This is a genomic window from Flavobacterium nitrogenifigens (assembly GCF_003254565.1).
Taxonomy (GTDB): domain Bacteria; phylum Bacteroidota; class Bacteroidia; order Flavobacteriales; family Flavobacteriaceae; genus Flavobacterium; species Flavobacterium nitrogenifigens.
In genome coordinates, this window is record NZ_QJRI01000181.1 from 13,958 (window position 1) to 39,306 (window position 25,349).

Genomic DNA, 25,349 nt, shown 5'->3' on the forward strand with positions numbered 1-25,349 from the left:
ACAATTAATTCTTTTCTATTACTTTAACTTCAACAGCTCCAGTTCCTTCAAAGAAAGAAACTAACTCAGCTTCGTTATCATTTACAGCAACCTCCATTAAAAAGTGGTCATCAGTTGTTCTTACATCTGGGTTTTCAGCTTCTTTAAAAGGCCATAATCTACTTCTCATGTAAAAAGTAATTACCATTAAGTGAGCTGCAAAGAATACAGTCATCTCAAACATAATTGGCACGAAAGATGGCATATTTTGGATGAAACTAAAACTTGGTTTACCACCAATATCCTGTGGCCAGTCATGAATCATGATGTAGCCCATCATAGTTGTTGCAACAGAAATACCAACACATCCATATAAAAAAGCACATATTGCTAATCTTGTTGGTGCTAATCCCATGGCTTTATCCAATCCGTGAACCGGAAATGGAGTAAAAACCTCTTCAATATGATGATGAGCAGCTCTAGTTTTCTTTACTGCACTCATCAAAACGTCATCGTCATTATAAATGGCGTATATAACTTTATTACTCATGATGTGAATCTTTACTGTTTGCTCTTTCTCTAATGTAATTATCTCCTGTTCCTTTCAAAATTGTTTTAACCTCTGCCTGAGCAATTACAGGGAATGTTCTAGAGTATAATAAAAACAATACGAAGAAGAAACCAATTGTTCCAATGAAAATTCCAATATCAACAAATGTTGGTGAGAACATTGTCCAAGAAGATGGAAGGTAATCTCTATGTAAAGAAGTAACAATAATTACGAATCTTTCAAACCACATACCGATGTTTACTACAATCGAAATGATGAATGAGAACATGATACTAGTTCTTAATTTTTTGAACCACATGAACTGAGGAGAGAACACGTTACATGTCATCATTGACCAATATGCCCACCAGTAAGGTCCAGTAGCTCTATTTAAGAATGCATATTGCTCATATTCTACACCTGAATACCAAGCTACGAATAACTCAGTGATGTAAGCAACACCTACGATAGATCCAGTAATCATGATAATGATGTTCATTAACTCGATATGCTGTAATGTGATGTATGCTTCAAGGTTAGATACTTTTCTCATAACGATAAGCAATGTGTTTACCATCGCGAATCCAGAGAAAACCGCTCCAGCAACGAAGTATGGAGGGAAAATTGTTGTATGCCATCCAGGAATTACAGAAGTAGCAAAGTCCATAGATACAATCGTGTGTACAGAAAGTACAAGTGGAGTAGCTAAACCAGCTAATACTAAAGATACTTCTTCAAAACGTTGCCAGTCTTTTGCTCTACCGCTCCATCCAAAACTTAGGATAGAATAAACTCTTTTATTAAATGGTGTGATTGCTCTATCACGAAGCATTGCAAAGTCAGGTAATAAACCAGTCCACCAGAAAACTAATGATACTGAAAGATACGTTGAAATCGCGAATACGTCCCAAAGTAAAGGTGAGTTAAAGTTTACCCATAACGATCCAAATTGGTTTGGAATAGGTAATACCCAGTATGCTAACCATGGACGTCCCATGTGAATGATTGGGAAAAGACCTGCTTGAACTACTGAGAAAATAGTCATAGCTTCAGCAGAACGGTTGATGGCCATTCTCCAACGTTGACGGAAAAGTAATAATACCGCAGAAATTAATGTTCCGGCGTGACCAATACCAACCCACCAAACGAAGTTAGTAATATCCCAAGCCCAGCCAACTGTTTTATTTAATCCCCATGTTCCGATACCGGTAGATACGGTGTAAATTATACAACCTAACCCCCAAAGGAAGGCTATTAATGCGATTGAAAATACAATCCACCATTGCTTGTTTGCAGGCCCCTCAACAGGTGCAGCTACATCTACAGTTACATCGTGATAAGATTTATCACCAATAACTAAAGGTTTTCTAATGGGTGCTTCGTAGTGAGACGACATAATCCTTTATATTGTTTCTTAATTAATAATTTTACTAAGTATTTCTAACTTTAACATGGTAAACCACATTAGGTTTTGTACCTACATGCTCTAATAAGTGGTATGATCTTTCGTCAGCCGCTAATTTAGCAACTTTACTTTCTTTATCATTTACATCACCAAATATCATCGCTCCTGAAGAACAAGCACTAGAACAAGCTGTTTGGAATTCACCATCTCTAACTGGACGGCCTTCGTTTTTAGCTTTTAATTTAGTAGCTTGTGTCATTTGGATACACATAGAACATTTCTCCATAACACCACGAGAACGCACGTTAACGTCTGGATTAAGAACCATACGTCCTAAATCATCGTTCATATGATAATCGAACTCGCTGTTTTTGTTGTATAAGAACCAGTTAAAACGACGTACTTTATATGGACAGTTGTTTGCACAGTAACGAGTACCAACACATCTGTTGTAAGCCATATGGTTTTGGCCTTCACGACCGTGAGAAGTTGCAGCAACAGGACAAACTGTTTCACAAGGTGCGTGGTTACAGTGCTGACACATTACAGGTTGGAATGCAACTTGAGGATTATCTCCTGCTTTCTCCATTTCATTAAATGTAGATAATGAACTAGATAAACCAGCAATTCCTTCTTTTCTTTCATTATCACCTTCAAAAGTGCTTTCAGAAGAATAGTATCTATCGATACGTAACCAGTGCATATCACGGCTTCTTCTTACCTCTGCTTTACCTACAACAGGAACGTTGTTTTCAGCGTGACAAGCGATAACGCAAGCTCCACATCCAGTACAAGCATTTAAGTCAATTGAAAGGTTGAAGTGGTGACCAGTTGTACGATCAAAAGATTCCCAAAGATCTACAGTAGTAGCCTCAACTTCTTGGTGATCTAAAGATACCATTGGTTTTTCATTCCAATGTTCAGCATCTTTAGTATTAAATATTTCTAAAGTAGTTTCTTTAATAATATCTCCTCTACCCATTAAAGTTTTCTGACCTTGAACACAAGCAAACTCATGTACTCCTCCAGCTTTTACAATAGATACAGATTGAACATTATTAAAACCTTTATATAAAGCGTAAGCATTTAAACCTACTTGCATTTCTTCTTTTAGAGCTGCTTTACGTCCATATCCAAGAGCTAGTCCTAAAGTACCAACTGCTTGACCTGGCTGAACGATAACTGGAACATTTTCCAATTTAGTTCCGTCAACAGTAATAGTAGCATAACTACCATTCAAACCACCGTTTGCAACAATTTCGTTTGATAAACCAAGTTTTTTAGCATCAGCATTAGAAACTGTAACATAGTTATCCCAAGAAACTCTTGTGATTGGATCTGGAAACTCTTGCAACCAAGGGTTGTTAGCGTGTTGTCCGTCTCCTAATCCTGTTTTAGTATATAATACTAATTCGAATTCACCAGCAGATTTAGATCTTGCAACAGCATTTGCAGCAGTAGCAGCATCAATAGCTCCTCCAGATAATGCTGAAGTTCCTAAAACAGCAACACCGTCGTGTAAAACTTTATTCCAAGAAGCACCTGCAGTGTAAGCTCCAGAATTTGCTTTTAAGTAGTCATAATAAGTACCAGCAGTACCGTTTACTGACAATAAAACATCTTGAAATTGTTTTGTATTAAAAATAGGACGGATTGTAGGCTGAGTTAAGCTATATGTTCCACTTGTAAGCTCTAAATCTCCCCAAGACTCTAAATAGTGAGGAGCTGGCGCAGCAATCGAAACAATTGATGCAGTTTCATCTTCTTTTAATGAAAAAGCAACTGATGTTTTAACTTTTTTCAATCCAGACACAAAAGAAGCTGAATCAGCTAAAGTGTAAACTGGGTTAACTCCGCTCATAATTAAAGTGTGAACACTTCCAGCATTCAAATCTTTAATTAACTGTGCAACTGCAGCATTAGAACCTTTTCTAATTTGTCTTGCTCCAGCAGTACTAAAAGCTTCACTAGCCAATACTTGATTGATAGCTAAAACTAATAATTGAGCATTTTTATCTTCAATTCCAGATACTAAAACTCCTTTTGAACCAGCAGCTTTAAGCTGTTGTGCAGCTTTTACTACTTCAGTTTTAAAGTTTCCTTCTAAAGCTACAGGAACAGAAGCACCTACAACAATATTATAAATTTGAACTAAAGCTTGCTTTTGAGCAGCTACAGTCATTGGAACACGCTTATCAGCAGCAGCTCCAGACAATGTCATGTTTGATTCAAACTGAAAGTGACGAGACATTTTTCCATTTTGCGGAATACGTCCTTGTGCATATCCAGTATCATATCCTCCACCTTGCCAGTCTCCTAAGAAATCAGCTCCAACAGAAACGATTAAAGAAGCTTTTGAAAAATCATAATCAACTAAAGCTCTTTGACCATAAACAGCTTCAAAAGCGTCTAATGCTTCAGATGAAGAAACTGCATCATATACAACGTGCTTAGCGTTTGGATTTTTTGCAATAAACTCTCCAATTAATTTCTCTGTAGATGGACTTGCTAAAGTATTAGTTAATAATACTACTTGACCACCTTTAGCTTTAGCATCTGCTAAACTAGATTTGATTTTCAAATCTACAGCTGACCAAGAAGAATTTTGACCATCTACTTTTGGCTCTTTCAAACGAGCGCTATCGTACAGACCTAAAATAGAGGCATGAATTCTAGCATTCGCAGAAAATTTAGCTCCAGCAATTGTATTGTTTTCAATTTTAATTGGACGACCCTCACGAGTTTTCACCAAAAGATTAGCAAAATCAAATCCATCAAAAACTGTAGTTGCATAATAATCCGCAACACCAGGGATGATTTGCTCTGGTTGCAATACATAAGGGATAGACTTGTGAACCGGACCTTCGCAAGCAGCTAATGTTACAGCCGCCGTACTAAACCCTACGTACTTTAAAAAGTCACGACGTGAAGTTCCTGATGTAGCTAAAGCCTCAGCATTACCTAAAAACTCATCAGTAGGAATTTCTTCAACAAATTCGTTATTTCTAAGCGCCTCAACAATAGAGCTATTTTCTAGCTCCTCAACACTTTTCCAGTATTTTTTGTTTGATGACATTGTATATATATATTAAAATCTTAATAAATCGATTAATAGTGGCATTTACCACACTCTAAACCTCCCATTTGCGCTGCAGTTAATTTCTCTACACCGTATTTTTTAGAAAGTTCAGCATGAATTTTGTCATAGTAAGCATTACCTTCCATCTTAACATCAGTTTTTCTATGGCAATCAACACACCATCCCATTGTTAATTTAGAGTATTGCTTCATGATTTCAAATTCTTGTACTGGTCCGTGACAAGTTTGACATTCAATACCAGCAACAGTAACGTGTTGAGAGTGGTTGAAGTAAACGAAGTCAGGCAAGTTGTGAATACGAACCCATTTTACAGGCATTGTTTTTCCAGTATAAGCTTGTTTAGTCTTATCCCATCCAACAGCGTCATATAATTTTTGGATTTGAGCATCGTAGAATGCCTTGCTGTACTCAGGAGTAGCAGTAGTTTCAGCAACCTCTGAAATATTTTTATGACAGTTCATACAAACATTTAAAGAAGGAATACCAGCTGTTTTACTTACACGAGCAGCAGAGTGGCAATATTTACAATTGATTTCGTTATCACCAGCGTGAATTTTGTGAGAGTAGTGAATTGGCTGAATTGGCTCATAATTTTGATCTACACCTACTTGCATTAAGTATCCGTACACAAAATAACCACTTGCCAAAAGCAAGAAGATTGCAGTTACTAAAACCAAGAATTGGTTTCTAGCGAAAGCTTTCCAGATTGGAAGTCTCTCTTCTTTTGAAGCAACCTCAATACCGTTTTTATTTGCAACTTTAGTTAAAACCTTGTTTACCATAAACAACATCACAACTAAAATAGCCATTACAAGAGCAAGAGCTCCTAAAATAATGTTATTTGAAATAGCACCACCTTCTACATTAGTCCCAGGAGGAGTTGCAGCACCTCCTACAGCAGCAGCAGCAGGCTCAGCCTTAGGCTCAGAAGTATATGCTATAATATTATCAATATCTCCTTCAGACAATTGAGGAAACGAAGTCATTACAGCTTTGTTATTTTCCTCAAAAAGTTTAACAGCAACAGCATCACCTGACTTAATCATGTCAGAACTGTTATGCACCCACTTGTAAATCCAAGCTTTATCATGCTTATCAGCAACTCCCCTTAAAGCAGGACCAGTTGATTTAGCATCTAATTTGTGACATGCAGCGCAATTTGCATTAAAAAGTTCTTTCCCTTTTACTGGATCACCGCCTCCTGCAGCTGGAGCAGCGGCAGCAGCCTCAGGCGCCGCCGGAGCAGCAGCATCTTGAGCAAATGAAGTTAGGGAGAAAATTAACGTTAGCGATAAGCCAAACAGCAATTTTCTTGAGATCGAATTATGGTTACCCACCTTTTTCATATAGTATAAATAATTGTCTACTAATTTTTGGTATGATTTTTTCTGTACTAAATCCAGCTAAAACCTATACCCTCTTTTAAAACTTGCACAAAAATACGACTTATGAGCTATTCTCAAAACCTTAAAATAGTCTTAATTATCAATTTATATCAATTCTAAATAATATTAAAATTTCACACTCAAACTTTAAATAGTATTTTTGCATAAAAACCATCACATTATGAGAATTTTAAGTCCTTCAAAAAGCCTTTTATTAACAATTACAACGATTGCTTTCGCGCACAATATTAATGCTCAAGACCAAAATTTAACACTGAATCAAGATCCTAAATTTGAACAGTTACTGAATGAAAAGCGCAAAATTAACACGTCAATAAATACAAACGATACTTATAGAATCCAAATCTTTAGCGGTAAAAGCGATGAAGCAAAAAAAACGTTATCGGATTTCAAAAGAGAAAATTCCAATATTGATGGAACCATTATTTTCAGCACTCCAAATTACAAGGTAATTGTCGGGAATTTTAAAACCAGAATAGAAGCCGAGAGAAATTTGGCAGAAATTAAAAAAAGATACAAAAGCGTTTTCCTGCTTAAGCCCGGAAAATAAAAAAATATTTGTTAAAAAAAAAAAGAAGCTTTCCAATGTTTGGAAAGCTTCTTTTTTTTATCGTTCTCAAAACGAACAAACCTTTTAAAATAGTTTTAAAAAAAAACATTTTACATCTCAAAACAATAAAGTCTCCTGACAAAACATGACGTTCTAATCAGATGCACCTCTCAGCATCCTATAGATTTCTTCTTTAACATTATCAAAATCTTTTTGAAAACTAGAATTAACACATAATCGTTTCACAATTATCTCTCCTATAACCCTTCCCATTTCCACATCACTTTGCCAATGCACATTACAAATAATACGACTTTCGCCAAATTCATATCCACGCATCAAAATCATTTCTTTTTTCTCTGGTAGCATCTTGGCAAATAATAATGCCCAGGCCCAACTCAGTGCGGCATGCGCCGAAGGAAAAGAACTGGCTGTACGCATTCCCTCTTCTTTCTCTGGTGTACATGTTTTTCCTTTATTCACCACAAAAGGCCGCTCTCTATAATAATATTTTTTGACTGCATAAGCCGACAAACCTACATCAGTCATTACCCTCCGCATAAAAACATAAACCTTTGGTGTCTTTAACTCACTAATCTCAATCCCTAGACTATTTTCAAACAACTTTGCAACTGCTGGAAAAGACAAATCCGCATCAGCATTTGCCAATACAAAACGCACCTTATCTGTCGACTCAACCGCTTTTTTAGCAGAATTAAAATCGCGTTTAAAGACTTTAGACCCTACTTTTGGAGGCGATGGCAATAAACTTAAACTGTTAGGCATTTCCTCAGGCGACAAGTAACCATGTATCAAGCCAGGAATCGTTTCTTTAAACTGCTCAATATTCAAAGGCTCAAATACATCATTTGTTTTAATACCACTCCAAACAAATGCTTTGATAACGCGAATAATTCTCAACTGCATAAACATCATATTATATCCTCAACCAAACATAAAACCAAACAGATAAAAACCTTCTCTTTTCATTACCTCTCAATAAAAACAATTATCTGCTTTTGTTTCAAACTAAATAACCCGAAAATTAAATAACTACTGTTTCTGTAAAGATTTCTATTAAACATTACACAAAGAAACAAACAATCTCTTAACCAAACCGCTGCATATCTTTCATTTAGGTTGCATATTACAAAATGAAACGCATTTCTAAAGATTGAATTCTGAATACCGCTATCATTAGACATCAAATTCTTAAAAACAAAAAAAAGTCCCAATTTTCATTGGGACTTTTAAATATATCAATTGAGTTTTATTTCAATTTCTTTTTTATTGCTACTTCGTGGTAAGCTTCGATAACGTCATTAATTTCGATATCATTAAATCCTTTTATTTGGATACCACAATCGTAACCTTTAGTTACTTCTTTCACATCATCTTTGAAACGTTTCAAGGCAACTAGCTCACCTGTATGAACCACAACTCCATCTCTAATAACTCTAATTTTAGAAGTTCTCAAGATTTTACCATCAGTCACCATACATCCCGCAATTGAACCTACTTTAGAAATTTTGAAAATCTCACGAATTTCAGCATTACCTAAAACTTCTTCTTTCATTTCAGGAGCTAACATTCCTTCCATCGCATCTTTCAAGTCATCGATAGCTGCATAAATGATAGAATAGTAACGGATATCAATTTCTTCTTTATCCGCAAGCTGTCTAGCATTTCCAGCAGGACGAACGTTAAATCCGATAATGATCGCGTCTGATGCAGAAGCTAAGTTAACATCAGTTTCTGTAATCGCACCAACTCCTTTATGGATAATATTAATTTGAACTTCTTCTGTAGAAAGTTTAGAGAACGAGTCTGATAATGCTTCAACAGAACCATCCACGTCTCCTTTAAGGATTACATTCAATTCTTTAAACTGACCAAGAGCGATACGACGTCCAATCTCATCAAGTGTAATATGTCTTTGAGTACGAACAGACTGCTCACGCATTAATTGAGAACGTTTAGATGCAATTTGTTTTGCTTCTTTTTCGTCTTCAAATACATTAAACTTATCACCCGCTGTTGGCGCTCCATCTAAACCTAAAACAGACACCGGAGTCGAAGGACCAGCACTTAAAATAGTATGCCCTCTTTCATCATGCATCGCTTTAACTTTACCATGGTGTTTACCAGCCAACATATAATCTCCAATTTTCAAAGTACCTTGTTGTACTAAAATCGTAGAAACATATCCTTTTCCTTTATCTAAGTAAGCCTCAACAACAGTTCCTTGAGCTGCTTTATTCGGATTTGCTTTTAGATCTAAGATCTCTGCTTCTAATAAAACTTTCTCCAATAATTCCTTAACCCCTGTTCCGACTTTTGCAGAAATATCATGTGACTGAATTTTTCCACCCCAATCTTCAACAAGTAAATTCATACCAGCCAAACGCTCTTTAATTTTATCAACATTCGCATTTGGTTTATCAATTTTATTGATTGCAAATATAATTGGCACTCCCGCAGCTTGTGCGTGAGAAATTGCCTCTTTTGTTTGTGGCATGATATCATCATCCGCCGCCACTACGATAATAGCGATATCGGTAACTTGAGCTCCACGTGCACGCATCGCGGTAAACGCCTCGTGACCCGGAGTATCTAAGAATGCGATTTTTTGTCCGTTATCCAAAGTAACTCCATACGCTCCAATGTGCTGAGTAATACCTCCAGACTCACCAGCAATTACATTTTCTTTACGGATATAATCCAGTAAAGATGTTTTACCGTGGTCAACGTGACCCATTACTGTCACAATTGGCGCTCTTGTTACTAAGTCTTCTTCTCTATCTTCTACAACTTCAATCGCTTCTTCGATATCTACTGTAATGAACTCCACATCATAACCAAACTCATCAGCAACAATTGTCAATGTTTCAGCATCTAGACGCTGGTTCATGGTAACCATGATACCAAGAGACATACAAGTTCCAATTACTTTAGTAATCGGCACATCCATCATGATAGCAATTTCACCTACAGTAACGAACTCAGTAACTTTAATTGTTTTACTTCCTTCGTCAAGAGCTCTTTGCTCATCATCAGATTTCTGACGGTGCGTTTCTCTTTTATCTCTTCTATATTTAGCCGCTTTAGATTTTCCTCCTTTACCTTGAAGTTTTTCAAGAGTTTCTCTAATTTGGTTTTTTACTTCTTCTTCTGTTGGCTCAACTTTAGCCACAATTGCAGGACGGTTTCCTTTTACAAAACCAGGTCTTTGGCTTCTGTTAGCATTAAAACCTCCTCCATTGTTACCTTGAGCTGGTTTGTTATTTGGATTTGGCGTTCCAGGCGCATTACCTGTAGCAGGTTTTGGCGCACCAGGCGTACCCGGTTTTGGACCAATTCTTTTACGCTTGTTTTTATTTGCGTTATTATTATTGCCAACTCCAGGAGCTCCAGGTTTATTCTGAGCCGCTTTAGGATCTTCTTTCTTTTTCTTAGGCTTATTAAATTGAGATAAATCAATTGTTTGACCTGTAAGAGTAGTTCCTGTAAGCTTTTGATATTGAGTTGTAATAGTTTCCTCTGAAGTTGTTGGATCAGTAGACACGATAGGCTCCTGAGCAACTTTAGATTCTGCTTTAACTTCTTTTTTCTCAGTAATAATAGGTTCTTCTTTTTTAACTTCAGAAACAGGAGTTGAAACAACTGGTTCAGATTTTACTGTTTCATTTTGAACAGGCTTTTCTGGCTGCACAGGCGCAGCAACAACTTTTGGCTCTTCAACCTTAGCTGTTTCCTCAGAAGGAGTAATCGCAGGTTTTTTTGGATTTAAGTCAATTTTACCAACTTGTACAGGTCCCGAAACAACCGCTCTCGCTTTAATTATTTCTTGCTGTTTTTGACGCTCTTCTTCTTGTCTGCGTTTGTCTTCAATTTCTTTCTCACGCTCTACACGCAATGCTTCTTTTTCCTTTCTTTTCTCTTCTCCAACCTCTTTAGAAGCCTCCTTGTTCCCCTTATCGCCCGCAAATTGGCTTTGAAGGATATTAAATTCGCTATCAGAAATTTTTGCATTTGGATTTGCATCAATAGCAATTCCCTTATCTTTTAGATAATCTACAGCTCTTTCTAACGAAATATTTAATTCCCTTAAAACCTTGTTTATTCTTATTACTCTCTCTTCAGACATATAACCTTTTTATTATTACCTTTTTCGTTGTGTTGTTAGAGCAGATGTAAGCTATTGCTTAATTATCAAACTCTTCTTTTAGTATCTTCATAACATCTAGAATAGTCTCCTCTTCTAAGTCTGTTCTTCTTACTAAATCTTCTACGTCGTGTTTCAAGATACTTTTTGCAGTATCCAAACCGATTTTTGCAAACTCTTCAATTACCCACTCTTCGATCTCATCTGAGAACTCTGTTAATTCAACATCGTCTTCATCTGCAACAGTACCGGCAACATCTCCTTCACGAATAACATCTAGCTCATAACCTGTCAACTGACCTGCTAATTTGATATTGTGACCACCTCTACCAATTGCTTTAGAAACCTCTTCTAATTTCAAGAATACTTCAGCTCGTTTGTTATCTTCATCAATTTTGATTGAAGAAACTTTAGCAGGGCTTAAAGCTCTTGTTATAAATAATTGAATATTGTTTGTATAATTGATTACATCAATATTTTCATTTCCTAATTCGCGAACAATTCCGTGAATACGAGAACCTTTCATTCCCACACAAGCTCCAACTGGATCAATTCTATCATCGTAAGAATCAACAGCTACTTTTGCTTTTTCACCAGGAATACGAACTACATTTTTCACCGTAATTAAACCGTCAAAAACTTCTGGAATTTCTTGCTCAAATAATTTCTCTAAAAACTTCTCTGAAGTTCTAGACATAATAATTTGAGGTTTGTTTCCTTTTAATTCAACGCTTTCAATAATCCCACGAACGTTATCTCCTTTACGGAAGAAATCTGATGGAATTTGTTTTTCTTTTGGAAGCACAATTTCATTTCCTTCATCATCAACCAAGATAACTACTCTAGGACGTACGTGGTGCACTTCCGCTGTATAAATATCACCGATAATATCTTTAAACTGTTTGTATAAATTTGTATTATCGTGTTCGTGAATTTTAGATATAAGATTCTGACGAAGCGCTAAGATAGCTCTTCTTCCTAAATCAATCAACTTTACTTCTTCAGAAACCTCTTCACCAATTTCAAAATCCGCTTCAATTTTTCTTGCTTCAGTCAATGTAATTTCCTCATTTTCAAAATCAAGATCCTCATCAGCAACAATTACTCTTCTTCTCCAAATTTCCATATCTCCTTTATCAGGATTAATAATGATATCGAAATTTTCATCTGAACCGTATTTTTTCTTTAATGCATTTCTAAATACGTCCTCTAAAATTGCCATAAGCGTTACACGATCAATAAGTTTATTGTCTTTAAACTCTGAGAATGAATCGATTAATGCTAAATTTTCCATGCGAATTTTTTAATTAAAATTAAAATGTTACCGTAACAACTGCCTCTTTAATTTCTGTATAAGGTATTTGTTGCTCTTTTTGAACTGTTTCTTTTCCTTTTCCTACTTTTTTCGGTTCTCTTGCTTTCCAAGACAAAATTATAAAAACATCATTAGCTTCTACTAATTCTGCTTCTATTTTTTCCGTATTTGTGGTAACAATCAACGTTCTACCAACATTTTTCTTGTATTGTCTTATCATTTTAAGAGGAGTTCCTACTCCAACCGATGCTACTTCTAGCGAAAAATCCTGCTCTTCACGATCTAGATTATTCTCGATTGCACGACTAATGTCAATACAGTCTTGTAGCGCTACTCCATTATCTCCGTCTAAACCAACACTAATTTTAAAAGAATCCGAAACTGCCAAATCAACCAAAAAGACTGATGGTTTTTCCAGAAGAGCTTCCGTAATTAATCCGTTTACTTTTTCTTTAAATGTCATAATTTTATAAAAAGAGGGGACACTTAGTCCCCTCATTATTTAGATTTTAATAAATAACAGTGCAAATATAGTGTTTTTTTTATAAATCAAATAAATTGATTGCTCTAAAATAATTCCGTATCTTTATATAGCATTAAAAACGCGAATTATTCATAATTTTTAACCCTCAAAATCATGAAACGAATTTTAGTACCTACTGACTTCTCAGAACATGCAGAAGACGCTTTAAGAGTTGCCGCTCAAATCGCAAAAAAGAACAATTCTGAACTCATTCTTCTCCACATGCTTGAATTGCCACAGCAATCAAATGATGCTATAATGGGCGGGACCAGCATCCCCGAAACCATGCTTTTTATGAAGAAAGCAAACGAAACGCTAGACGAAGTTGCTTCTAAAAATTATCTAGAAGGAATTCCGGTAACTGAAATTGTAAAAATGGACAAACCCATACACGGAATCACACAAATAAGCAAAGACTACGATATTGATCTAATTATTATGGGCTCCCATGGCTCTTCTGGCGTTGAAGAACTCTTAATAGGCTCCAACACAGAAAAAGTAGTTAGAAACTCAGAAATTCCTGTTTTAGTCATCAAGAAAAACATTCCAAATTTTAATGCTTCTGATATTGTTTTTGCTTCTGATTTTTCTGATGAAGCAAAAAAGCCATTCGAAAAACTTTTAAACTTCACCAAGTTATTTGATTCAAAACTGCATTTGGTTACCATTTGCACACCCAACAGCTTCAAACCAACTCACGTAAGCGAAAAAGCAATGAATGATTTTGTAGAAGAATTTAACATCACCAATTACACCACTCAAATTTATAATGACACCAATATTGAAAAAGGAATTATAAATTTCTCTAACAGAATAAACGCCGACGTTATCGGAATGTGCACACACGGCAGAACTGGTTTCGCACATTTCTTTAACGGAAGCATTAGCGAAGGCTTGGTTAATCATGCTGTTAAACCCGTTATAACATTAAAAATCTAACATAATTATTTTTTTTCTTAAAGCTTCTCCAACGAGAAGCTTTTTTATGCAAAAAAAATGAGCTTTTCAACAAAGTTTAACTGAGCTTTTCAACAAAACCGTAAATCCATTTAATGCAGAAATTTGTCAAATAAAAATTCATTAAAAAACAACAATATGAAAACAATAGACAAAATTTACATTAATGGAGAATTTGTTACTCCTAAGGGAACAGAATACTTCAATCTTATCAGCCCTACAACAAATGAAAAATTAGGAAAAGTCCGTTTAGGAAACACAGAAGACACTCAAAACGCAATTGAAGCAGCCAAAAATGCTTTCAAAACTTTTTCAAAAACCACAGCCTCAGAAAGAATCCAACACCTTAAAAACATCAAATCTTCTATTGAAAAAAGAAAAACCGATTTTGTAAACATAATGGTCGAAGAATACGGAGGAACATTTCAATTTGCATCAGTAAGTTATGAATACATGCTAAAAGGATTCGATTCAGCAATTAATCTACTAAACAGCTACGATTTTATCAAAACAATGGGACAATCTGAAGTTCAAATGACTCCAATCGGCGTTGTTGGAATAATAATCCCATGGAATTCCAGCAACGGATTTATTTCTAGCAAACTAGCAACAGCAATTGTTGCGGGATGCACAACCGTTATAAAACCTAGCGAAATGAGCGCGCAACAAACACAATTAATGATAAAATGCTTACATGATGCGCAACTCCCAAAAGGAATAGTAAACATCGTAAATGGATTAGGAGAAGTTGTCGGCGCAGAAATAAGCAGAAATCCAGATATCGCCAAAATATCTTTTACAGGATCTACAAACGTCGGAAAAATAATTGCAAAAGAAGCTGTCAACACTATGAAAAGAGTCACGCTTGAACTTGGCGGAAAATCTCCAAACATTATTCTAGACGACGCTGACCTCTCAAAAGCCATTCCGCTTGCACTTGGAGCAGCATTTATGAATAACGGACAAGCCTGTATTGCCGGAACTAGATTATTAATTCCAGAAGACAGATTAGACGAGGTAAAACTTCTTATAAAAGAAACAGCCTCAAACTTTATTGTTGGAGATCCTAAAAATCCAAATACCGCAGTTGGGCCAATGGTTAGCGAAAAACAATACAATCGTGTTCAAGATTATATTCAGATCGGAATCAATGAAGGCGCAGAAATACTGATAGGCGGATTAGGAAAACCAGAAGGATTAGAAAACGGAAATTTCGTTAAACCAACAATCTTTACAAACGTAAACAATCAAATGCGCATTGCAAAAGAAGAAATATTTGGCCCTGTTCTATCTATTATCACTTATAAAACAGAAGAAGAAGCAATTGAAATCGCCAATGACACTACTTACGGATTACAAGCATACGTGAGTTCATCAGATTCAAAAAGAGCCTATAATGTCGCTTCGCAAATTAATGCTGGTCGTGTACAAGTTAATGGAATCAGCCATGATCCGATGGCTCCTTTTGGCGGATTTAAACAATCTGGAATCGGACGCGAGTTCGGAACAATTGGCCTAGAAGCATACTTAGAGCCAAGAGCATTGATTCAGCCAAAATAATCAACATCAATCTGGAAATCTTTACGCATAAAGATTTCCAGATCTTTTAGTATTTTTACAATATGAGCATAAAACCAAATACAAAACCCAAAATCCTCTACTCGTGCTATTACTCACGCAGTCGAGAAGGCGAGCATTTTATTCCGGAACATGTTTTCAGCTATCAAATTTCTGGCGAAATGATTGCCTCAGACAGCAAAAACACTTTTCACTCAAAGGCAGGAGATTTTCGTTTTAGCAGAAGAAATCATTTGGCAAAGTTCACTAAGATTCCACCAGAGGGAGGAGAATTCAAAACCATTTCTCTTTTTTTGGATCAGGAAATTTTAAGAGAAATCAGCAAGGAGTACAATTTGAAAGCCGATAAAAAAGCCGATACAGATGCCATGTTTTCATTGGCTCCCAACCCACTCTACAAATCTTTCATGGAATCGCTACTATCTTATCTTGAAGTTGAAGAAGAGAATAACGAAACTTTGTTCAATTTAAAAATCAAAGAAGCTATTCATCTTTTATTAAAAGTAAATCCAGAATTAAAAGAAATATTATTTGATTTTAACGAGCCAGGAAAAATTGACTTAGAAGCATTTATGAACAAAAACTTCCATTTCAATGTTCAAATGCAACGATTCGCTTATTTAACAGGGAGAAGTCTCGCCACATTTAAAAGAGATTTTCAAAAAGTTTTTCAGCAAACACCCGGAAAATGGCTTTTAAACAAAAGACTTCAAGAAGCATATTATTTAATCAGCCAAGGAAATCCGCCATCAGAAGTATATATCAGCGTTGGCTTTGAAGATCTTTCGCATTTTTCCTTTTCATTTAAAAAGAAATTCGGAATCGTTCCTTCTTCTTTAAATCATAAATAAGCTTTCGCAATAAGCCTCCTCAAAAATACGTCTTTCGCAATAAGTTTCCCGTGGTTGAAACCACGGGCTATATTTAAAACAAGACACATAAAGCTTTGAGAACTTTGCCTTCATCATAAAATACCTTTGCACACTTTGCACATACCTTTGTGTGCTTTGCGCTAAAAAACCTAAATTTAAAGCATAAAAAAAAGCCTCTCATTTCTGAGAGGCTTTTCTGTTGGTCTACTAGGACTCGAACCTAGAAAGACGGCACCAAAAACCGTAGTGTTACCATTACACCATAGACCAGCAGTGCGGTTAAGCGGGTGCAAAATTAAAACTTTATTTAATTTATGCAAATTTTAAAGCAAACTTTTTTAAATAAAAAAAAGTCTCTCATTTCTGAGAGACTTTTCTGTTGGTCTACTAGGACTCGAACCTAGAAAGACGGCACCAAAAACCGTAGTGTTACCATTACACCATAGACCAGCAGTGCTGTAAAGCGAGTGCAAATTTAAGTCTTTATTTAGTTTGTGCAAACTTTTTGGCCAAAAAAAATCATTTTTTTTGATTTTTTTCACATTCAAATCCGCTTCAACTTCAAAAACTCCTCATAGACAATACATTACTTTTCACTTATAGTTTTGTAGAATTTTTTGTTAATGCTCGTTTCTTTAAGTAAAAAAACATTTTCTTTGTAGGATAGAAAAACATTCAAATTTTTAACACCTAAATATGGCACAATTCAATTTCAATAAATGGAATACAATTATTGGTTGGTTTGCATTTGCAATCGCTTTAATAACTTATACATTAACAGTAGAACCTACAATGAGCTTTTGGGATTGCGGAGAATATATTGCTACCGCAGCCAAACTTGAAGTAGGTCACCCACCAGGAGCTCCACTTTTCCAGATGATGGGTGCGTTTTTTGCCATGTTTGCAATAGATGCGCAGCATGTGGCTCTAATGGTCAACATGATGTCTGTTTTTTCTAGCGCATTTACCATATTATTTATGTTCTGGTCATCGTCTATGATTTTGAAAAAGATCGTAGGTCGTTTTGCTGAAATTGATCAAAACAATTCGATTGTTATTTTAGGAAGTTCTTTTGTAGGCGCCTTAGCTTATACATTTTCTGATAGCTTTTGGTTTAATGCAGTAGAAGCCGAAGTTTATGCAATGGCTTCTCTATTAATTGCTCTGCTTTTCTGGCTTGGTTTACGTTGGGAGCAAGACATGGATAAGCCAAAAGGAAACAAATGGCTTTTAATCATTTCATTGGTTATTGGTCTTTCGTTTGGAGTTCACTTCATGGCTCTTTTGACTATTCCTTCTATTGGATTCTTATACTATTTCAAACACTACGAAAAAGTTACTATCAAAAACTTTCTAATTGCTAACGTAGTTGTTATTGGAATTTTGTTATTCATTTTCAAGTTATTGCTTCCATTAACTATGGCTTTTTTCGGAAAAACCGAGATTTTCATGGTAAACAGTATGGGACTTCCATTTAACTCAGGAACTATCTTTGTAGCATTATTATTTGTTGCCTTTTTCTATTTCGGATTAAAATACACTAGACAAAAAGGCTTAATATTCTACAACACTATTATATTGTGTATCTTATTCATTCTGATTGGTTTCTCAACTTGGTTAATGCTTCCTGTTCGTGCAAATGCTAATACAGTTATTAACGAAAACAAACCATCAGATGCTACTGAGGTTTTGGCTTACTATAATCGTGAGCAATATGGTGTAAATCCTTTATTTTATGGACCTCAATACACTGAACTTTTTGCTGGTCTTGATGCTAAAACGCCTTATTTAGACAAAAAACCAAACTACGAAAGAGATTATAAAACAGGTAAATACATTATTACCAACAATTATAAAAATGCAGAACAAAATTCTGACGACAATCAGAAAGCAATTCTGCCAAGAATGTGGAGCACAGAAACGGGTCACATTCAAAACTATATCAACTTTACAAATCCTCCAAAGTTCCGAATCAATCCTAATTATAATTATGATGAAGATTTAGCAAAATACGGAATCGATGCGAGCCAATTGAGCGAAGACGAATACAATAAAGCTACAGCTCAATTGCGTAACGAAGTTGAAAAAACAGTTTCTGAGTTTAGAAAAGCTTATGCTCAAAAACAAATTGATAACGAAGGTTACGTAAAATTCTTAAGAAGCTACGGCGAATATTTACTTATCGAAAAACCAACGACAGCAGACAACTTCAGTTTCATGTTTGAATATCAATTTGGATACATGTACTGGAGATATTTGATGTGGAATTTTGTCGGGCGCCAAAATGATCAGCAAGGTAAATACGATAATTTGGACGGAAACTGGATCAGTGGCATCAAAGCTTTAGATTCTGTTCATTTAGGTTCTCAAGACAATTTGCCAACAGATGTTTTAAACAACAAAGGCCGTAATGCTTATTATTTCCTTCCTTTTATTTTAGGATTAATTGGTATTATGTACCACGCAAACAAAGATTTAAAGAGCTTCTATGTTCTTTTGGCTTTATTTTTATTTACAGGAATTGCACTAAAAATATATTTAAATGAAAGACCTTTTGAACCTCGTGAAAGAGATTATGCTCTTGTAGGTTCCTTCTATGTCTTTGCCATTTGGATCGGATTTGGTGTTTACTCTCTCTATGAAAGTTTATATAAATACTTGGCTCCAAAAATTGCCGGACCAGTAATTATTGCCGGAAGTTTATTGGCAGCTCCTGTTTTAATGGCTGCTCAAAACTGGGATGATCATGATAGATCTGGAAAATACACTGCTGTTGCAATGGCAAAAGCTTACTTAAGTTCTTGTGATAAAGATGCAATCTTATTTACCATTGGAGATAATGACACCTTCCCTCTTTGGTATGCACAAGAAATTGAGCATTTTAGAACCGATGTGAAGATTGTAAATACAAGTCTATTTATGACAGATTGGTATATCGATCAGATGAAAGCGAAATCTTATGAATCAAATCCGTTGCCTATTTCTTTTGTACACAGCCAATATGTGGGAGATAATTTAGATTATACAGCTTACATCCAAAAAATTGATACTCGTTGGAATATTAAAGATTTTATCGATTTCATCAAAAATCCTAAATCTACTGTTGGTTTACAAAACGGACAAACAATCCATTTCTATCCAACAAATAAGATTAGAGTAAATGTGGATAAAAACACTATTATTCAAAATAAAGTAGTTAATCCTAAATATTACGACTCTATTGTTCCTTATTTAGACATTGACATCAAAGGAAGCGCATTATACAAAAACCGTTTAATGATGCTTGATATCTTAGCAAATAACAACTGGAAGAGACCAATTTACTTTAGTGGTGGTGCTTTTGATGACGAAGATTATTTATGGCTAAAAGATTATCTGCAATTGGACGGAATGGTGTATAAATTAGTTCCAATAAAAAACACTCCTTCTAAAGATGGCGGGCCATTAGATATGGGACAAATCGATGCAGATAAAATGTATGATATTGTAATGAAATGGGATTGGGGCAATAGCAATGGAAACATCTATCACGACCCTGAAACTAGAAGAAATAGTATTACGTACAGAACTAATCTTTCGAGATTAATGAACCAGCTTATTGCTGAAGGCAAAATTGACAAAGCTAAAAACGTAATCAATTTAGCGATGACTAAAATGCCTTTGGACAAATATGGCTACTATTCATTGGTTGAAGCTTTTGCTGATGGCTATTACAAAGTTGGAGAAAAAGCCAAAGCACAAGATCTTTTAAACAAATTGGTTCAGAAATATAAGGAAAACTTAAACTATTACAGCACATTGACTCCTTCTGACCAAACTGATCTAGCTGTAGATATTATTACAGATATCGAGCGTTACAGAAGTTTACTTCATGTAATGGATGATAACAAAGACACTGCTTTTTACAACCAGCACAAAACTACATTTAATACTTATGTAAATGTTTTTGAGCGCTTTGGACGTGAAAAAGAGTAAATAATATACGAAAATCTTACTTATTAAAAAAATGCAGCGCTGTTTGATAAATAGCGCTGCATTTTTTAATTTTATACATGTAATACAATTTTAATTCAAAATGAGCTTCTATTGGGTAAAAACTAACGCATTTATTAAAAAGGTGTTTTCTAAATATTGCTGGGACATTCCTAACAACGAAAAGAAAATATACCTCACTTTTGATGACGGCCCTACCCCAGAAATTACAGACTGGGTTTTATCCGAATTAAAAAAATTTGATGCAAAAGCTACTTTTTTCTGCATCGGAAAAAACATTAAAGCGAATCTGGCTTTATTTGAAAAGCTAATTACCGACGGACATTCAATTGGCAATCACACTATGAATCATGTGAATGGGTGGAAAATCCATACGAATGATTATATTGAAAATGTAAAAAACTGCGCTGCTGTTTTAGATGAGCAAGAGAAAGCTCCTCATCGTCTATTGTTCCGCCCTCCTTATGGAAAAATCAAAAAAGCACAGTCTAAAATCCTTAGAAGTTTAGGATATAAAATAGTAATGTGGGATGTTTTGAGTGCCGATTTCGATCAAAGCATTACTCCAGAAAAATGTCTCGAAAATGTAACCAAAAATGTAAAATCTGGTAGCGTAATTGTTTTTCATGACAGTATTAAAGCTTCTCCAAATTTAAGATTTGCTTTGCCTCGAACACTGCATTTTTTAAAAGAAAATGGATATAAATTTGATATTATTCACTAAATAACATCAATAAAGAGAAGTTATTTAGACGTTAAATTGTTCCTGAACAATTCCGATTATAGTATTGGCATCAAGCTCTCCAGATTGCCTCCAGATCATTTGTCCTTCTTTGTAAATCATTAAAGTTGGAAGCCCTTTAATACGAAGTGCTTCTGCTAGTTCCTGATTTTTATCTACATCAATTTTGATTACTTTGGCTTTATCGCCAAGCGCAGCAGCTACGTCCTTAATAACAGGATGCATAGAAACTGAAGATTCATTCCAATCTGTGTAAAAATCAATTAACACTGGAACTTGGGCATTTATTAGTTCTCCAAATTTTGACATAAAACCAAAAAATTAAGTTTTTTAAATCTCTTAAAAGAAATAAATATTATACAAATGTAGCATTTTTAACGAATTAACCGACATTACGGCCTTTTTTTAGTTCAATTACTGTTATTTCAGGCATAATTCCTACTCGTCCAGGATACGCATGAAAACCAAATCCGCGGTTAACATAAACGTATCTTCCGATGTTTTCGTACAATCCTGCCCATTGTTTATAAATGTATTGTGCCAAACTCCATTTAAAATACCCTGGAATCTCAATTCCAAATTGCATACCATGCGTGTGGCCTGCAAAAGTCAAATGAAAGTTCTTTGGGTGGTCTTTAATTTCGGCATCCCAATGGCTCGGATCATGGCTCATTAAAACTTTAAAATCGTCTTGATGAACATCTTTTGAAGCTTTATTTAAATCGCCTGCTTTCTTAAAATTCACTCCCCAGTTTTCTACACCAATCAAAGCAATTTTGTCATCGCCTTTCTGAATGTAAGTATGTTCGTTAAGCATTAATTTAAAACCAATTTGGCCATACAGGTTTTTAATTGCCTTAAAGTTTTCGTCTTTTTCTTTTTCAGAAGGCCAAGTTACATATTCGCCATAATCATGATTTCCTAAAACGGCAAACTTCCCATATTTATACTCTTTAATACGGCTAAAGGTTTCGAGCCAAGGATGCATTTCTTTAGCATGGGTATTTACAATATCCCCAGTAAACAAAATCAAGTCTGCTTCTTGTGCATTGATCAAATCAATAGCGTAATTTATTTTCTCTGGATTATCAAAACTTCCGCTATGAACATCAGAAATCTGCGTGATTTTAAACCCATCAAAAGCATCTGGAAGATCTGGAAAAAATATGGTTTGTTTGATTACCTTGAAATTATATTTCCCTTCAAAAATTCCATAAATTATAGACAAAAAAGGAATCGCCGCCAAACCTAATGCAATCTGACTCACAAACTTTCTACGATCAGGCATCATTTCTTTTCTTGGAGCATTGTAAACAAAATAGTTTAAAATACTGGCGCCTATTCTAAAAATATCCTCGCCAAACATGATTAGTGTAAGCAAAATTTTAGGCACATATACCGTCAGCATCAATCCTGTCGTAAACATAAATTGTCTAGTTTGACCAACAGAGCGATCTACTTGCGAGAAAGAATAGATGATAAAGACTAAGACCAGTAAGCTTATAACTTGATAACTAATCAAAACCCAACGTGTTTTGATTAAAGTTCGAAAAGCCTGATATGAATAGAACTCAATAAATAATAAAAGAGCACATAGAATTATAAAACGAAAAATCATTTAATATATAGTTTTAAACAAAGTAACAAAGAATGAAAATTCTATTTCTTTTTATTATAAAAAATTTAACGCTGTAAAATATAAAAAAGCTGAAAGATGACTCTTCCAGCTTTAACCTACCAACCTTTAAAACTATTTAATCTTAAGACTTAAAATCTTATATTATTTTGCTTTTGGAGTTTCTGTTTTTGCAGTTTCTGCTTTTTTCTCTCCTTTAGCTTTTTTGTTTGCTTTTTTATCGTGTTTCTCAGTTTTCACTTCTTTTGTTTTTGCTGGTGCTGGAGTTGTTTGTGCGTTTGCCATTGCAAATGTTCCTAAAACTGCTACTGCTAAAATTGCTAATTTTTTCATGACTTTAAATTTTTATGATTGTTATTTTCATTATTTATAAGTCAAAGGTATAACCACAAAATGAAGACAAAATGAAGAAAAAGTCTTACAAGAAATTTTAACTTTTAATTAGCTTTCTCAAACAGTAAAGTAAAAGTAGTTCCTTGATTTAAAACCGATTTTACCTTGATTTGAATATGATGAAAAGAGGCAATACTTTGGGCAATTGCAAGCCCCAACCCTTGTCCTTCCTGATCTGAACTGATTCTAGCAAAACGCGTGAATATTTTTTCCAACTGAGATTCGTCCATACCTATTCCTGAATCTTTTACCGAAATATAATAGTGTTCATCTGCAAAACCGTCTTCTATAATTATGCCCCCTTTTGGTTTATTGTATTTGATGGCATTAGTTACAAGATTATATATAAGGATATGAACCAAGGTTTTATTTCCTATAAAAACAAAATCATTCTCCATCTCGTTCATGAACTGAATATCTTTATCCTCAATTCGATCTTGAAGGTCCTCCTGCAAATCAGAAACAATTTCACGAAGATTAATCTCCTCATTCAATTCATATTGATTATTATCTATCCTAGAAATCAGCAATAAATTATTGATGATTTTTTTCAGCATATCCAGCGTCTTTAGAGATCCCGCAATTTTATCGACTGCATTATCATCTAAAGATTGATTCTGCAACAAATTTTCAAGTTTGTTTTTGAGCAGTGCAATTGGTGTAAGAAGTTCATGCGAAACATTTGAGATAAACTGTTTTTCTTTTTTAAAAACTTCAGTAATTCGATCCATCATTTGGTTCAAAACAAAGTCTAATTCCCTAAAGTCTCTTGAAGTTGCTTTTATTGGAGTATGATCAAATGTTTCTGGTTCGTTTACGCGCCTAATTTTGGTGTCAATAATTTTATAAAATGGTTTTAGAAGGTATTCAATATAAAAAGTGTCTGCCAAAAAAGTAATCAAGAGAATTATCACAAAAACAATGATGATAAAAAGCTTTATGACAAAAGTCAAATCATTTACCTCGCTTAAACTGCTTCCAATTTCGAGCTGATAATCTTGCCCTTCGTAAGTAAAGTGATGCTGTAATATTCTGTATTCGCTTTCTTCATTTTCAATCTTGCGATACTCGTTTGTAAAAGTTGTTTTTTTCTGATGCGGTTTTATCGGCATTTTTGAAAGCACCAAAAACTCACTGTGAAGTGTCGAAAATTCAGAAAAAGTTTGAGTCGAGTCATCTTGATTTTCCATAAAATCATTGATTTCCTCCTGATTAAGATGCTCGATAAACTTTTTCTTTTTCTCTAGTAGACTATTATTAATATGATGATAAACTACATTTTCTACCAAAATAGGAAGCATCAACCATAAAACCAAAATGACCAGCAATCTGGTCATGGCGTTAAAAATGGCTAATTGATGTTTTATTTTCACAAGAATAAATTTATTCGTTTATACGATACCCCACATTTCGAACCGTTTCAAACCAATCTATTGAAGTATGTTTGTCTAATTTTTTTCGAAGATTTCGAACATGAACATCTATAAAGTTGGAATCTGAATTGACTTCTAGAATATCTCCCCAAATATGTTCGGTCAATTGTAACCTTGTAATCACACGGTTTTTATTGAGAACTAAATACTGAAAAATATCAAATTCTTTTTTAGTGAGACTTAAGGGAATTTCATCAAAACTCACCTTATAATCTTGAAGTTGTAATAAAAAGCCATGAATGCTTAAATTGTTTAAAGTAAAACCATGAATCCTGCGAATTACAGCAAACAATCTTGCTCCCAATTCTGTCAAGGCAAAAGGTTTTGTCAAATAATCATCGGCACCAAGATGAAGTCCGTTAATCCTGTCATCCAATTCTCCCCGCGCTGTAAGGACAATTACTGCAATTTTTGACTTAGTTTTTCGAATCGTTTGCAAAACCTCAAAACCATCGCCATCAGGCAACCCCAAATCCAACAGCATGGCATCATAATCATTGCTTCCAAATTCGTCCAATGCATCGGCACAATTATTTGCAATTTTACAGATATAACCAGCATTGCACAGAAAATCGTAAACCTCTACAGCAAGTTCTTTATTATCCTCAACTATTAAAACATTCATAAACAAAGCATTTAAGCACAACTAAAATTAATCAATTATCAAAAGTCTAGCGGCACATTATTAAAAAATTAACGAATGAAAAAAGCTGACAAATTTCTTCATCAGCTTCTTCAATCGCATTCTCATA

General features: G+C 34.8%; 19 protein-coding genes and 2 tRNA genes. 6 read left to right on the forward strand and 15 right to left on the reverse strand.

The genetic code is table 11. The features are described from left to right. Nucleotides 1-4: 4 nt before the first annotated feature. The 4 genes from DM397_RS20105 to DM397_RS20120 are packed head-to-tail and all read right to left on the reverse strand — an operon-like array spanning nt 5 to nt 6,380. Complete coding sequence (locus DM397_RS20105; protein WP_111379238.1) at nt 5-529, reverse strand: DUF3341 domain-containing protein; 525 nt, start codon at nt 527-529, stop codon at nt 5-7. Further along, nucleotides 522-1,925 (reverse strand): NrfD/PsrC family molybdoenzyme membrane anchor subunit, encoded by a 1,404-nt coding sequence (gene nrfD, locus DM397_RS20110; protein ID WP_008466839.1) that lies wholly within the window; start codon nt 1,923-1,925, stop codon nt 522-524. The genes DM397_RS20105 and nrfD overlap by 8 nt, the downstream gene beginning before the upstream one ends. Nucleotides 1,926-1,959: 34 nt before the next feature. Then, nucleotides 1,960-5,010 carry a TAT-variant-translocated molybdopterin oxidoreductase gene (locus DM397_RS20115; protein ID WP_111379239.1) on the reverse strand — a complete coding sequence of 1,017 codons (3,051 nt, stop codon included), beginning with the start codon at nt 5,008-5,010 and terminating at the stop codon, nt 1,960-1,962. 32 nt (nt 5,011-5,042) lie between these two features. Then, complete coding sequence (locus tag DM397_RS20120; protein ID WP_111379240.1) at nt 5,043-6,380, reverse strand: c-type cytochrome; 1,338 nt, start codon at nt 6,378-6,380, stop codon at nt 5,043-5,045. 220 nt (nt 6,381-6,600) lie between these two features. Between DM397_RS20120 and DM397_RS20125 the strand changes: the two genes are divergently transcribed. Beyond that, complete coding sequence (locus DM397_RS20125) at nt 6,601-6,990, forward strand: SPOR domain-containing protein (RefSeq protein ID WP_111379241.1); 390 nt, start codon at nt 6,601-6,603, stop codon at nt 6,988-6,990. Nucleotides 6,991-7,143: 153 nt separating this feature from the next. Here DM397_RS20125 and DM397_RS20130 read toward each other — a convergent pair whose 3' ends face one another. From DM397_RS20130 to rimP, 4 genes are all read right to left on the reverse strand, one after another. Further along, the gene (locus DM397_RS20130; RefSeq protein ID WP_111379622.1) at nt 7,144-7,917 is read right to left on the reverse strand and encodes an acid phosphatase; all 774 of its coding nucleotides are present in this window, start codon (nt 7,915-7,917) and stop codon (nt 7,144-7,146) included. A 343-nt stretch (nt 7,918-8,260) separates the two neighbouring features. Further along, the gene (gene infB / locus DM397_RS20135; protein ID WP_111379242.1) at nt 8,261-11,137 is read right to left on the reverse strand and encodes a translation initiation factor IF-2; all 2,877 of its coding nucleotides are present in this window, start codon (nt 11,135-11,137) and stop codon (nt 8,261-8,263) included. A 58-nt stretch (nt 11,138-11,195) separates the two neighbouring features. Further along, the gene (gene nusA, locus DM397_RS20140; protein WP_095927936.1) at nt 11,196-12,449 is read right to left on the reverse strand and encodes a transcription termination factor NusA; all 1,254 of its coding nucleotides are present in this window, start codon (nt 12,447-12,449) and stop codon (nt 11,196-11,198) included. A gap of 19 nt (nt 12,450-12,468) precedes the next feature. Beyond that, nucleotides 12,469-12,933: a ribosome assembly cofactor RimP gene (gene rimP / locus DM397_RS20145; protein ID WP_162536295.1), complete on the reverse strand. Its 465-nt coding sequence runs from the start codon at nt 12,931-12,933 to the stop codon at nt 12,469-12,471. Nucleotides 12,934-13,107: 174 nt separating this feature from the next. Here rimP and DM397_RS20150 point away from each other — a divergent pair, with 174 nt between their 5' ends. The 3 genes from DM397_RS20150 (at nt 13,108) to DM397_RS20160 (ending at nt 16,379) form a co-directional block, all read left to right on the forward strand. After that, nucleotides 13,108-13,932, forward strand: a complete 825-nt coding sequence (locus DM397_RS20150) for a universal stress protein (RefSeq protein WP_111379243.1) — start codon at nt 13,108-13,110, stop codon at nt 13,930-13,932. Between the two features lie 156 nt (nt 13,933-14,088). Next, nucleotides 14,089-15,510 carry an aldehyde dehydrogenase family protein gene (locus tag DM397_RS20155; RefSeq protein WP_111379244.1) on the forward strand — a complete coding sequence of 474 codons (1,422 nt, stop codon included), beginning with the start codon at nt 14,089-14,091 and terminating at the stop codon, nt 15,508-15,510. A 62-nt stretch (nt 15,511-15,572) separates the two neighbouring features. Continuing rightward, nucleotides 15,573-16,379: a helix-turn-helix domain-containing protein gene (locus tag DM397_RS20160; protein WP_111379246.1), complete on the forward strand. Its 807-nt coding sequence runs from the start codon at nt 15,573-15,575 to the stop codon at nt 16,377-16,379. Nucleotides 16,380-16,599: 220 nt separating this feature from the next. On the opposite strand, the gene DM397_RS20165 is transcribed toward DM397_RS20160, so the two are convergent. Together DM397_RS20165 and DM397_RS20170 are read right to left on the reverse strand one after the other, a co-directional pair. Next, nucleotides 16,600-16,670: transfer RNA gene (locus tag DM397_RS20165), tRNA-Gln, on the reverse strand. Between the two features lie 109 nt (nt 16,671-16,779). Continuing rightward, nucleotides 16,780-16,850: transfer RNA gene (locus tag DM397_RS20170), tRNA-Gln, on the reverse strand. 246 nt (nt 16,851-17,096) lie between these two features. On the opposite strand from DM397_RS20170, the gene DM397_RS20175 reads away from it, so the two are divergent. Together DM397_RS20175 and DM397_RS20180 are read left to right on the forward strand one after the other, a co-directional pair. Continuing rightward, nucleotides 17,097-20,375 carry a glycosyltransferase family 117 protein gene (locus DM397_RS20175; protein WP_111379248.1) on the forward strand — a complete coding sequence of 1,093 codons (3,279 nt, stop codon included), beginning with the start codon at nt 17,097-17,099 and terminating at the stop codon, nt 20,373-20,375. Nucleotides 20,376-20,475: 100 nt separating this feature from the next. Next, a complete protein-coding gene (locus DM397_RS20180; protein WP_111379249.1) occupies nt 20,476-21,117 on the forward strand; it encodes a polysaccharide deacetylase family protein in 642 nt (213 codons plus the stop codon). 24 nt (nt 21,118-21,141) lie between these two features. Here the strand turns inward: DM397_RS20180 and DM397_RS20185 are convergent, their stop codons facing one another. The 5 genes from DM397_RS20185 to DM397_RS20205 form a co-directional block, all read right to left on the reverse strand. Further along, nucleotides 21,142-21,444, reverse strand: coding sequence for a thioredoxin family protein (locus tag DM397_RS20185; RefSeq protein WP_008466807.1), 303 nt, complete (start codon nt 21,442-21,444; stop codon nt 21,142-21,144). Nucleotides 21,445-21,517: 73 nt separating this feature from the next. Beyond that, nucleotides 21,518-22,753, reverse strand: a complete 1,236-nt coding sequence (locus DM397_RS20190; protein WP_111379250.1) for a metallophosphoesterase — start codon at nt 22,751-22,753, stop codon at nt 21,518-21,520. Between the two features lie 162 nt (nt 22,754-22,915). Continuing rightward, the gene (locus DM397_RS20195) at nt 22,916-23,104 is read right to left on the reverse strand and encodes a hypothetical protein (protein ID WP_111379251.1); all 189 of its coding nucleotides are present in this window, start codon (nt 23,102-23,104) and stop codon (nt 22,916-22,918) included. A gap of 104 nt (nt 23,105-23,208) precedes the next feature. Continuing rightward, complete coding sequence (locus DM397_RS20200) at nt 23,209-24,537, reverse strand: sensor histidine kinase (RefSeq protein WP_239457886.1); 1,329 nt, start codon at nt 24,535-24,537, stop codon at nt 23,209-23,211. Nucleotides 24,538-24,547: 10 nt separating this feature from the next. Continuing rightward, entirely contained in the window at nt 24,548-25,222 is a 675-nt protein-coding gene (locus DM397_RS20205) for a response regulator transcription factor (RefSeq protein WP_111379252.1), read from the reverse strand. Nucleotides 25,223-25,349 lie beyond the last annotated feature (127 nt).